At 34.0% G+C, this 13,284-nt stretch carries 10 protein-coding genes; 1 reads left to right on the forward strand and 9 read right to left on the reverse strand.

Annotated elements, in window-relative coordinates; all coding sequences use genetic code 11:
• Positions 1 to 308: 308 nt before the first annotated feature.
• The 5 genes from cidR to KA833_RS00960 form a co-directional block, all read right to left on the reverse strand.
• Positions 309 to 1,184, reverse strand: a complete 876-nt coding sequence (gene cidR, locus KA833_RS00940) for a cidABC operon transcriptional activator CidR (RefSeq protein ID WP_046206747.1) — start codon at positions 1,182 to 1,184, stop codon at positions 309 to 311.
• A gap of 246 nt (positions 1,185 to 1,430) precedes the next feature.
• Positions 1,431 to 2,891 (reverse strand): Na+/H+ antiporter NhaC, encoded by a 1,461-nt coding sequence (gene nhaC / locus KA833_RS00945; RefSeq protein ID WP_081338766.1) that lies wholly within the window; start codon positions 2,889 to 2,891, stop codon positions 1,431 to 1,433.
• A 428-nt stretch (positions 2,892 to 3,319) separates the two neighbouring features.
• Entirely contained in the window at positions 3,320 to 4,294 is a 975-nt protein-coding gene (locus KA833_RS00950) for an SMP-30/gluconolactonase/LRE family protein (protein WP_070037326.1), read from the reverse strand.
• A gap of 196 nt (positions 4,295 to 4,490) precedes the next feature.
• Complete coding sequence (locus KA833_RS00955) at positions 4,491 to 5,771, reverse strand: hydroxymethylglutaryl-CoA reductase, degradative (protein ID WP_210128189.1); 1,281 nt, start codon at positions 5,769 to 5,771, stop codon at positions 4,491 to 4,493.
• A complete protein-coding gene (locus KA833_RS00960; RefSeq protein WP_210128181.1) occupies positions 5,771 to 6,925 on the reverse strand; it encodes a thiolase family protein in 1,155 nt (384 codons plus the stop codon). The genes KA833_RS00955 and KA833_RS00960 overlap by 1 nt, the downstream gene beginning before the upstream one ends.
• Before the next feature lie 102 nt (positions 6,926 to 7,027).
• Between KA833_RS00960 and KA833_RS00965 the strand changes: the two genes are divergently transcribed.
• Complete coding sequence (locus tag KA833_RS00965) at positions 7,028 to 8,200, forward strand: hydroxymethylglutaryl-CoA synthase (protein ID WP_046206743.1); 1,173 nt, start codon at positions 7,028 to 7,030, stop codon at positions 8,198 to 8,200.
• A 236-nt stretch (positions 8,201 to 8,436) separates the two neighbouring features.
• On the opposite strand, the gene KA833_RS00970 is transcribed toward KA833_RS00965, so the two are convergent.
• The 4 genes from KA833_RS00970 to KA833_RS00985 form a co-directional block, all read right to left on the reverse strand.
• Positions 8,437 to 9,996, reverse strand: coding sequence for a BCCT family transporter (locus tag KA833_RS00970; RefSeq protein ID WP_210128178.1), 1,560 nt, complete (start codon positions 9,994 to 9,996; stop codon positions 8,437 to 8,439).
• A 165-nt stretch (positions 9,997 to 10,161) separates the two neighbouring features.
• Entirely contained in the window at positions 10,162 to 10,695 is a 534-nt protein-coding gene (locus KA833_RS00975; protein ID WP_210128246.1) for a methylated-DNA--[protein]-cysteine S-methyltransferase, read from the reverse strand.
• A 271-nt stretch (positions 10,696 to 10,966) separates the two neighbouring features.
• Positions 10,967 to 12,352: an MFS transporter gene (locus KA833_RS00980; protein WP_210128176.1), complete on the reverse strand. Its 1,386-nt coding sequence runs from the start codon at positions 12,350 to 12,352 to the stop codon at positions 10,967 to 10,969.
• A gap of 214 nt (positions 12,353 to 12,566) precedes the next feature.
• Positions 12,567 to 13,259 (reverse strand): alpha/beta hydrolase, encoded by a 693-nt coding sequence (locus KA833_RS00985; protein WP_064209247.1) that lies wholly within the window; start codon positions 13,257 to 13,259, stop codon positions 12,567 to 12,569.
• Positions 13,260 to 13,284 lie beyond the last annotated feature (25 nt).

Here is a 13,284-nt window from a genome sequence, read left to right on the forward strand (position 1 = left end):
ATACTTTTGAACTGTTGACTTTTAACTACTTTGTTGATTACATGACTAAGTATAACGCGCCATTAAATATAATAAAAATATTGTTTTTTCATAATACCTATTACTATTTTCTATGAAAGCGATTTTACATATTCCAAATAGCTATAACTTATTAATTTGATCGACTATTTTTCGATGTATCTTTTCAAATGACTTTTTAAGTATCGGTTTTTACAGCTAAAAAATAGCGGGAATAGGTTTGAAAACAAAACATTCTTTTGATTCCCAAACTACTCCCACAAATAGTACGTAGCGCCTATCTACTTCTTTTATAAACGTTGTTTCATAAAATCAATCCACTGCCTGGTTGCATAACTTAAATATTTATCTCGTTTCCATATCACACCTAATTCCCAACTCATGCCTGGATCTTCAAGTGTTATATTTTTAAAGTCACTGTCTAATAAACCTACGATATTTTCCGGTAAAATACTGACACCTAGATGAGCATTTAACAGATTTTCAATAAAGTTCCATTGTGAAATCTTAGATATTGTATTAGGTATATAACCGGCATTCTTTGCTGCTTCAATAATTTTATCATTCAAGTAAAAATCTTCATTAAAAAGGATAAAGTCTTCGTCTTTTAACATGCTCATTTTCACTTGTTGATATTGCGCAAGACGATGTTCTTTATTCAAAACTAATTTCAACTCTTCTTGATATAACGGCAACGAATGGAAAATAGACTGGTCTACTGGTAAAGTTGTAATACCGATGTCAATTTCATCATTAATTAATTGATGTTCAATCATTTTGCCACCATTTTCCACTAAATTATAAGTTACATTAGGATATTGTTGATGGAATTCACCTAAAATATGTATAAATTTATTCATATTCATGACTGCAGACAAACCAATACTAATATGACCTGTTTCTAAACCTAGTAGACTATTAATTTCTTTAGGTAAATCTTTGTATAAAGATAGGATTTCTTTACTTTTATGATAAAAAACTGAGCCAGCATCTGTTAGTACAAGTTGGCGTTTGCTTCGATCAAACAGTGGCATATCCAATTCTTTTTCAATGTCTTTAATCGCTTTACTTATTGTTGGTTGGGCGATATATAATGATTTAGATGCATTTGTCATACCATGTTGATTTACGACTTCCACAAAATACTTCATATGTTTAATATCCATATATATGCTCCTCTATATTAAACTTCAATTTGTATATCCTAGTATACGATTAAATATCTTTTTTTCAATCTTTTAAATCAATTCATCATTTGGAACATTAGTATGATTAGTACGTTGACAAGCCAAAGTAACTTGAGTGATCAAATTTTTGTGCTAAATTTCACTATAAAAGGAGAAAACAAGTAAGTTTCACTTGTTTTCTCCTCTGTTTAGATTAAATGGTTAATTTTTATAAAATTCAAAAAATTAAGCTAAGTTAGTATTATCTGTATGCGCCTTATCTGAATCTTTTAATTTAATTATTTTAAACCCAATGTAGCCAAAAATGACTGAAATTATAGGAACAGTGTAATTCACAATAGCAAATGGTGCATATTCCATTACCGATACGCCTAGCGTTGATGCAATAAATACGCCACACGTGTTCCAAGGAACGAATACTGATGTCAACGTTCCACCATCTTCTAATGCCCTAGATAAGTTTTTAGGATGTAAACCCTTGTCTTTAAAAGCACTCGCATACATTCTAGAAGGTACAATGATAGATATGTATTGTTCTGAACATGTAAAATTAGTACCAATACAAGAAACAATGACTGATGCAATCAATGAACCAGTTGTTCTCGCTACTTTTAAAATCACTGAAATCAATGCAGATAACATGCCTGAGTATTCCAGCACACCACCAAAAGTCATCGCTACTAAGGTCAATGAAATCGTATAAAACATTGATTCTAATCCGCCTCGATTAAATAATTCATCTACAAGTTTATTACCTGATTCAATCGTATATCCTGTTTGCAAAGCTGTCAGCGCTTCTGTTATTGTTCCACCTTGCACAAAAATTTGAGCAAAAAAACCAAATATAATACCGACGCAAATGGCTGGTATCGCTGGGACTTTGAACGTGACCAATACAATAACTACTAAAGGTACTAACAGCAACCATGGTGAAATTACAAAATTATCTTGCATAGTGCTAAGAATTGCATCGATGCGTTTCGTATCAAAATTTTTATTGCCATACTGCATACCAATAAAGAAAAATGCAATTAATGCAATAATTACTGCCGGAATAGTTGTATAGAACATATGCTTAATATGTTCAAATAATTCAACGCCAGATAAGCCTGAAGCAAGATTTGTTGTATCCGATAATGGGCTCATCTTATCCCCAAAATAAGCACCACAAATGACTGCACCAGCAACCATACCAGGAGAAATCCCCATACTAACTCCAATCCCCATTGAAGCTACACCAACAGTCGCCATTGTAGACCAACTACTTCCAATCGCTAACGCTACGACACCACATAATATAACTACAACTGCTAAAAAATACCGCGGATCTATTAATTGTAGTCCATAATATATCATCGTTGCTACAACACCACTACCAATCCATGAACCAATAACTAAACCTACAAGTATAATAATAACAATCGCTGGCAACGCATGCCGTATACCCTTGTACATCATTTCTTCTACTTCACTAAATTCATAACCATGTAGCATTGTCACAATAATCGCTACCGCAGTACCTATCATTAATGGTATATGAGGTTCTTTTTCTAATACCGCCACAGTTATTAACATAGTAATAATCATAATTGACAATGTAACAACTGCCGACGTAACTCCTAACGGCTTCTTTAAATCCTGTTTTTCATCATTATGCTTATCTTTTGACTTTAAAATAGCAAACACCTACCTTTGTTAATTTATATCATACTTAAAAATGTATGCGCTTTCAATAGTGTATTTATAAATTTTTAATGAATTTTATCTCAATTAATTTATTGTTATACTTAAAATTAACAAAGCACCTCGCCTTACGATCGTGTTTATAAACTTCAATTAACAATTTAATGCTATGATTTCTACATAATTAATATATAAAAACTACTAACAAAGGTAGTGTATACTGAAAAAGCCTGGGACGACGTTGATTCGTCCCAGACTTTCATATTGTCAGTCATTAAGTTAGTAGGAGTTAAACATGTACTTTAGCTCAGTTAATCACTTTATGCTTTGTTTAATGCTTGTTGTTCTTGTCGCGATGAGATGACGAAACCTTTTTAAGAAATCGAGATTCCTGTCCCACTCAATGACTTAAAACGCTTTTTTATCTTACTTTAATGAAACTGGTAGCTATGATGACCTTTTGCAAATCCCTTTGCTGTATAAATCCAAGAACCGCCACCTTGTTCAATATCATTGGCACAAATCACTAATTGATCCGTACCTGGAATAAATGCAGGATGTGTTGAACGAAGCATATGCCCTTGATCGCGTCCTGGTATTAAAATTTGTCCAATAGGATAACCTTTTTTATTAAACACTAACACTCTGCCTTGTCCGTACATTGCAACATATAAATTATCATCACTGTCTATACAACATGAATCTGGCCCTTCATGGCCAGTAAAATGATAAGGTATAGAAGCGCCAAATGGTGCAATGGTCACGCCATCTTCTAGTAAATCAATGCGATGTAATCGATTCGCATTTGTTTCAGTTACCCATAGTGTTTTTTCGTCAGTACTTAAAGCTATGCCATTAGCAACTGCTAAATTTTGAATCACAGGCGTTATGGATTTATAATCTGGCGCAACATAATATACACCACCTTTAGGATTTGTAGAGTATCCTCTAAAATCAGTGAAATAAAATCCACCTTTACTATCAAACACTAAATCGTCCACACAGTATTCTGTATCAATGTCTGACACAATCGTTTCTTCTGCTTTTTCTTCAGCATTAACCGCAAACACGCCACCCGAACGTTCGAAATCACCCAAATAACAAATAAATAGTCTTCCATCTTTATGGATTTTAACAGCTGCAGGATTTTCTTTATGTGATTTAAAAAGCTGAGTGACTTTTTTGTCTGGTAAAGTCACGTGAAAGATAGTTCCACCAAATACTTCACAAAGTGTTAAATCTCCATTTCTATTAAAGCATAACCCTTCTAATTGTAATCCTTCATCTGAAATTTCCAGCCACGGTTCTGCAGTAATTGTTTGTAGGCTTTGTTCCGATGCTAAAAGTGGCACCACAGAATGATTCGTGTGATCATATGATAATGCCGGTATATTATTGCCCATCATATTCCCTCATTTCTTTTAATCTTTTCATTTATATTATATTGAACTCAAATCCCAAAATAAAATATTTATAGTTTAATTCACAATGATTGATTGTACAAAAAGACGGAGTAATGAAAACAATGTATCATCACTCCGCCTTTCATATAAAATGTTTTAAAGACACGATTACACCTATTATAAAAACATCATTTAATTACTAATGTGCTTCTCTCATTTGATTGAGAATTTGTTCTGCCATAGCCGCATTTGCGCTCGGCTTTTCTTTTAACAATTCAGCGACTTTCGTAATTTCGTCACCTTGAGCACCTACGACAATTGCTAATGATTTATATTGTAAACTCATATGACCTTTTTGAATACCTTCTGAAACAAGTGCACGACATGCAGCGAAGTTCTGAGCTAAACCAACTGCAGCTACAACATGACCAAGTTCTTGTGCCGAGTCAACTTTCATTAAATCTAAGGCAGCACGTGCAATAGGTAATACACGTGTCCCTCCACCAACTGTTGCCAATGCCATTGGAACCTCAATCGTACCAACTAATTTTTGACGTGATGCATCATATTGCCAAGTAGCTATGCCTCGATACTGTCCATCTTTACTCGCATAAGCATGAGCACTGGCTTCGGCGCCGCGTGTATCATTACCTGTAGCTAAGACAACTGCGTGAATACCATTCATAACACCTTTGTTATGTGTTGCTGCACGATGAATATCTACTTGCGCTAACACAGATGCCCTTTCCATTCTATGTGCTACTTTGGCCCCGTCACGTCCATCTTTCGATAGTGATTGAACATCTATCTCGCCTTGTACTTTAACCACAGAAGCAGTGGCATGGTTAGAAAGAATACTCATCAATATATCTACATCTTCAATTTCTGTTTTTAAATATGCAGAAATCCCCTCTAATATTGTATTTAACATGTTAGCGCCCATTGCATCTTTCGTATCTACAAATACTTTGAGTGATACTAACTGTGCTTCAGGAAAAGTATCTATTTCAACTCGACGATAACCGCCACCTCTTTTAATAATACTGGGATAAGACTCATCTGCAATTTGCTTAATTTTTGGTTCAAGATTTTTAATATTTTGAGATAACCGTTGGGTATCCTTTACGTTATCAAAAACAATTTGTCCAATCATTAACCGCTCACTAGCGATGACATGAAAACCTCCTGTTTCATTAACTAATTTTGCACCATAGCTTGCAGCTGCAACAACAGAAGGTTCTTCAACCATCATTGGAACAACATATGATTTGTCATCTACAATAATTTCAGGTAGTAATCCGACAGGTAATGCACCTTGACCGATCACATTTTCAATTAAACTGTTAGCTATTTCTTCTGGAATTAAAGGATGTGTTAATAACATATCCTGATTTTCTTTATTCAACCAACCATATTCGACTAGACAGTTTAACTTTTCTTCACGTGATAAATGACGAAAATCTTTGCCTAATGGTAACATCATGCATCCCCCTTTTCTACATATAATGCAATACCTAAACCGCCACCAATACATGCAGTTGCAATACCATTTTGTTTATTTTCTTGCGATAAGATATTCACTAAAGTTGTCACCAACCGCGTTCCACTCGCACCTATAGGATGACCTATAGCAATAGCACCACCGTATAAGTTAAGCTTATCAGGATGTATCCCCAAATTATTTTTAACCGGTATACTTTGAGCAGCAAATGCTTCTGTCATTTCTACAACTTCAATATCATTTATATCTTTCTTAGCTTTTGCTAATAATTCCGTCACTGCATGGTACGGTGCGTACCCCATATAGGCAGGATCACAGCCAATTTCCGCGTGTTCACCTAATGTTGCAATAATTTCAAATCCTTCTTGTTTTGCATAATCTACATCCATCAAAATAATTGTTGATGCGCCATCGTTGATACTTGAAGCATTCCCTCCTGTGACAGTACCATCTTCTTTAAATATTGTTTTTAATGTGCTTAATTTTTCAACACTGCTATTTCCACGAATACCTTCATCTGCTGTCATTAATTGGCCTTCACTATCTGTTAAGGGAACAATTTCATTATCAAATTTACCTGAGCTGGAAGCTTGTGCCGCTTTATGTTGCGAGTCATTCGCAAATTCATCTTGTTCTGCTCGTGTAACATTATATTTTTCTGCTATTTTCTCTGCAGTAATGCCCATTGGTACATTTAGAAATGCATCAGTTAAACCGTCATGCATAAAACTTTCTACTGGCGCTGCATCTTCATTAAGTAATATTTGGGGAGCATTGGTCATACTTTCAATGCCTCCTACTGCTACTACTTTTGCTTCACCTAATTGAATTTGTTGTTTGCCTAATATAATCGATTTCAATCCTGAACCACAGACTTCATTAATAGTCATCGCAGGTGTAGTATTAGGTACACCTGCGTTGATACTAACTTGTCGCGCAGGATTTTGACCATTTCCAGCTTGAAGTACATTGCCATAAATGACCTGCTCTATCATTTCAGGTTTGAGATTAATTGCTGACATTGCAGCTTCTAACGATTTTGTACCTAATTCTACTGCAGTATAATTACTTAATTTTCCTCTGAATTTTCCTATAGGTGTCCGCTTGGCACTTACGATTGCTATTTTTTTCATTATTATTCTCCTTCTGAACATGTGGTAAATCATTGTATTTTATACATGTGATTTGATATGATACAATTGCTTATTTATTAAAGAAAGGTGTCGATACACTTTATGACAGTTGGTATTGATCAAATCAATTTTTATGTTCCAAATTTTTATGTAGACATGGCTAAACTTGCCGAATCTCGTCAAGTTGACCCAAATAAATTTCTTATTGGTATTGGGCAAAATGAAATGGCAGTCAGCCCAATGAGCCAAGATATTGTATCTATGGGTGCCAATGCTGCCAAAGAAATCATCTCTGAAGATGATAAAAAACAAATTAGCATGGTTATTGTTGCAACTGAATCTGCTATAGATTCTGCTAAAGCATCTGCAGTTCAAATACATAATCTTTTAGGTATTCAACCATTCGCACGTTGTATTGAAATGAAAGAAGCTTGCTACGCTGCCACGCCTGCAATTCAATTAGCGAAAGATTATATCGCTAGCCGTCCCAATGAAAAAGTTTTAGTTATTGCTAGTGACACTGCGCGCTACGGCCTAGAATCTGGCGGTGAGCCAACGCAAGGTGCAGGTGCAGTTGCTATGATGATAACACAAAATCCACGTATTCTTGAACTAAATGATGACGCAGTTGCATTTACAGAAGATGTATACGATTTTTGGCGTCCAAGTGGACAACCGTATCCACTTGTGGATGGTGCATTATCAAAAGATGCCTATATCCACTCATTTCAAGAAAGTTGGAATGAATATGCACGTAGATATAATACTACACTAGATACATTTAAATCATTATGTTTCCACGTGCCATTTACTAAAATGGGTAAAAAAGCACTTGATTCTATCTTAACTGAAGATATCAACACAGAAACTAAAGAACGATTAACTTCTGGATATGACGCGGCAACTTATTACAACCGTTATGTAGGTAATATTTATACTGGGTCATTGTACTTAAGCTTGATTTCATTATTAGAAACACATACCGAATTAAACGCTGGTGATACAATTGGTCTATTCAGCTATGGTTCAGGCTCTGTTGGTGAATTCTTTAGCGGTAAATTAGTGGAAGGTTATCAAGATGCGCTTGATATAGAAAAACATAAAAATCTATTAAATCATCGTACAGAAATCTCTGTTGACACATATGAAACATTTTTCAAACGTTTCGACAACCTTGAATTTGACCATGATGTTGAGCTAGCAAATGAAACAAAAGGTATTTTCTATCTCGAAAGTATCAATGATCATATTCGTAATTATAATACATTAAATTAAGTTTCAATTCACTTAATCTTATCTCACTTTATTCAGAATGATTAATGACATAAAAATGTCTATATCTGAATAACTTTATCTAACATCAAAGATTATTTATAAACCCGTAAATGAATTTTTAATATTCACTTACGGGTCTTTTTATATAAAAGAAAGAGGATACCTTTTACTTCACTTACATAAAGGCATCCTCTTTTATCATATTAAAGTCACTATGTTGAAATTTCCTATAAGAATTAATCACGATTTGTTTCGTTTAAATCTTGTGTTTCAATCTCTCTTTTGGGTTGTAACGATAACCCTAAATATTTACGCTCTTCATTTCCATCTTTATATAAGGAAATCATCATTAATATAACGACAAAACTAAACGGTAAAGCAGAAATAATTGCCGCTGATTGTAATGCATCTAGTCCAGTATCACCACCAGCTAATAATAATACGTAAGCGATAGCTGCTAATGCAAGTCCCCATACAATTTTGATAAATCCTGAAGGATTCAAAGTACCATATGCAGTTTGCATACCTAGAACAAAGGTTGCAGAGTCTGCAGAAGTGATAAAGAATGAAGCAATTAATGCTAACGCAATAATTGATAATAAAAAACCAAATGGTAACTCATTAAAAATACCGAACAATTGCGTTTCTGGTGGCATTTTAAATATCTCGCTATGAGCTTGTCCAACATCTATGCCAGTTACACCAAAAGCACTAAACCAAATAATACTAATCACAACGGGTACGCCTAATACGGCAATTACAAATTCGCGAATACTACGACCTTTTGAGATTCTCGCAATAAATATACCCACGAATGGACTCCAACTCATCCACCAGCCCCAATAATAAATCGTCCAACTTTTCAACCACTCAGCTTTTTGTTCATTTAATGGTGCTACATCTAAACTATTAAAAATCAGTGAATTAAGGTAATCACCAGTACCGCTTGTCATCATATTTAATATCAATACGGTTGGTCCTACAATAAAGATAACAATAAGCAACAATGCTGCTAAAAACATATTTAAATTACTTAAATATTGGATACCTTTACTCAAGCCACTCCATGCACTATATAAAAATAATACGGTAACTACAGCAATAATAATTCCTTGAACAACAGAGTTATTCGGCACACCAAATAAATAATTTAAACCACCGTTTATCTGTATTGCCCCTACACCTAAAGAAACCGCAACACCAATAATAGTTGCAAATACCGCTAAAACATCAACAATGACACCAATTGGGCCATCTACTCTATCGCCCAACACTGGTCTTAGCGTTCTAGAAATTAAGCCATTTTCTCCTTTACGAAATTGAGAATATGCCAAACCTAATGCCACTACGCCATAAACTGCCCAAGGATGAAATCCATAATCAATAAATGAAGACCTAAAGGCTTGTGCCATCGCTTCTTTCGTTTCAGGATCTGCTGTTGGCGGTGCTAAATAATGTGATATCGGTTCTGAAGAACCATAAAACACCAAACCTATGCCCATACCTGCACTGAATAACATCGCTAACCAAGATACTGTATGAAATTCTGGTTTATCTGTCGGTTTGCCTAATTTCAATTTTCCAATAGGACTGAATACTAAAAATACACAAAAACCTAAAATTACTGTATACAGTAACATATAATACCAACCAAACGTTTTTGTCACCCAAGAAGAAATAACACCGGTAATTTCCCCAAATTTAGCTGGAAAAATAGCTCCAATAACTACTAATAAGCCTACGACTAGTGCTGAATAAATAAACACACTAGAAAACGACTTTTTTGTATTATCCAAATTTTCCACCCCTCTAATAATAATAAAAAAGACGTTTTATAGGATAACACACTGAGCAAGAGAAACAACTTTATATTTTTAGAAAATTTTATTGATAAAAAATACAAAATGTATAAAATAATAATATTTATTTACAATATTTTTCAGTCATGCGCAAATTTACGCTTAAGGTTTCGTACTATATTTTGGTCTGTAAAGCGGTTGCATATCTACTTTTTCCAATTTCAACAACTCTATTTTTGTATCAATGCCACCACCGTATCCAGTAAGACTACCGTTTTTTCCAACGACTCTATGACATGGAATTATAATAGAAATCGGATTTGTACCAACCGCACCACCAACTGCTTGTGAAGACATATTTGGCTTATTTCTTTTAATACCTATTTCTTTAGCAATTTCACCATAAGTAACAGTCTCTCCATATGGTATTTTCAATAAAACATCCCAAACTTGCTCTCTAAATTCGCTTCCTATAGGTTTCAGTGCAAAATCAATTTTCGGGTTATTTCCTGAAAAATATTTATCGAGCCAACTAATAACTTTTTCAAAAACTGGTAATTCCGCTTCTGTTAATGCCTCGTCATAATTTGATTCGAAATCATCGTGTTTCGGTAACCACAAGCCTGTAATTGCTTCACCATCTGACGTAAGTGCAATCCGACCAATCGGTGACTCATAATATGTTTTATAGTGCATCATACCACTTCTTTCTAGTATATTTTGTGATTATCATAATCTTTTTATATTTTATTGTAAAATAGATACAGTCGATACAAGTCATGATAGAAAAACTCGGTAATCACTCTTTAAGTCATTGTATAGCAACAAGATCAGATATACTTATTAACTACATTTTGTCATGAAATATATTCCTCATAAGCACTCCATTTCACATAATTAATGAAAAAGGCGTGGAACGAATCATAATACCTAGACTCAACCTAGCGATTAATAAACGAAATACCCTTCACTGACGCACTTTCCGTGTTGGTATAACAAGTGTACTTGCTAATACACCACATAATACTAAACAAGTCCCCATGATAAAACCTACACCCGCTGCAATGTGTATGCTTTGACCACTTTGAATTATACCAGTAAAAATAGAAGTCATAATTGCTATACCGAATGCACCGCCTAATGTAGATCCCATTTTAAAAATCCCTGAAGCAACACCTACTTTTTCCGGTGGAGTCGTAGAAACCGCAGTACTTAAAGCTGGTGTCGCAAATAATCCTGTACCGCCACCAAAGCATATAGCACCAATTAGCGCTACAACAACATAAAGCGTAGTATCAAAAAATGTCAAACTGAACATTAATACACCTAAGCCAGTAAATATTGGGCCGATAATCATTGCGCGTTTTGCACCAAATCTTTTAATACTCTTCTCACCTAAGCGAATGACTAGCAATAATGAAATTAAATAAGGTAAAGTTAACAATCCTGCTTGGAAAGCTGTTAATTTCAAGCCGGATTGTACGTACATATTTAATAAAGCAATCACACCTACACCGGTATTCAATAAAAAGTTAGCTAAAACGGCACCAATATAAGGCCTATTTTTAAATAAATCTAAATCGATAAACGGCACCTTTTTGACACGTTCTACTTTGAAAAATATGTATATACAAATTAAAAATATGACAAATAAGATTACTGTTACAGCATTTAACCAACCTATTTTATAGCCTTGCGTGATGACAAAACTAATGCTACCAATCATAATAATAAAAATGATTAAACCGATATAATCAAACGGGCTCGTTTCTGCTTTATTAATCCGACTTTCTGGTAATTTACGCAGTAAAACTAAAGCTACAATTGATAATATGATCGATAATATAAAAATAGACTGCCAAAAAATAAATGTAGCCAGTGCTCCTGCAAAAAAGGAAGATAACCCAGTACCACCAAATGCACCGATTGACCAAAAACTGAGTGCTTTTTGTCTATCATCACCGTCAAAAAAATCATTCACTATAGAAATTGTGGCTGGCATGATAATCGCTGCAGAAAGTCCCTGTACAATACGACCAAGTAGTAGCATTACAACATTTCCTGAAACAATCAACATCAAAGAACCAACAATACTTAACACTAAAGCAATTCTCGTCAATTTCACTTTACCAAATTTATCTGATATATTCCCAGCTACTACCATAAATACACCTGTTACAAATGAGGTTAGACTCACTGAAATATTTACGATATCCGGACTCGCATCAAAAGTAGTTTGTATTTTAGGTCCAATATTTAAAAATGCTTGGGCAAATAACCAGTATGTTAATATAGATAAAACAATGCCAGTTAATAACTTACTACCTGAAACTTTTTCTATTTTCACTGTCATAAAAACATCCCCTATTTCAATGTTAATAACGATATATTCATTCATGTATTTTACAAATCTGAAAATTGCAATCAGTGATAATACAATTTATAAAAATACATATAACTAAAATATTACCATTGTTTTATTGAAAAGGGGGTTATTGACCGCAGATTATTATGAATTTTCTGATAATTTAAACTAAATACTTAATTTTTTCCTAAAATTGACAATATCAAAATAATTTCTTAATTGCTTTAGCAAAATAGCTTTTAAAATACAATACATTGTGTTTACCGTTCCTATTAGTAGTATAATAAAATATTGCTTTGTCAGAAAACAGTAATTCACTTAATATATCTACAGCGAATTCTGTTCGAACAAACATCTCTTGTTTCATGCTAAATTGTTGTTGTCCTTCGAGCGCTCCGACATACCAATAAATTTGTTTGTCATCTTTAATAACGGTTTGTTGTTTCATAAACTGTACAAATCCTGGGTACCATACAGAAGGTGATATTAATATGTAGCTGCCAAAATTTTCTGGACTTTTAAATAATGTATACAAAGCAAGTAATCCACCTAGTGAAGCGCCAGCTATACAGATATCTTCGTTTCTTTGTGATATATTAAAACATTTTCTTAAATAAGGAAGCAAATGCTTAGTCATCCATAAAATATAAGCATCCGCTTCCCCTTTATAATGAACCCCATCTACAACCGTTTCCCATGGGCTATAATCCTGATTTCTATTGTTGGACTGTACTCCAACCAATATCATATCTCGCTCAATATCTTTAAATAACTCGTCTCCATCTTGCATTAATATAAGTGAATAACCACTTTCTTTTGCTTCATCGTATGCTTTGGGCAATTTCACAAAAATATCATGTTGTTGAAAATGAATTTTAAATGTTCCAATATTCATTTTAATCACCACTTTCTCAGCAGTT

The organism is Staphylococcus sp. GDY8P67P (assembly GCF_017892545.1).
Lineage (GTDB): Bacteria > Bacillota > Bacilli > Staphylococcales > Staphylococcaceae > Staphylococcus > Staphylococcus ureilyticus.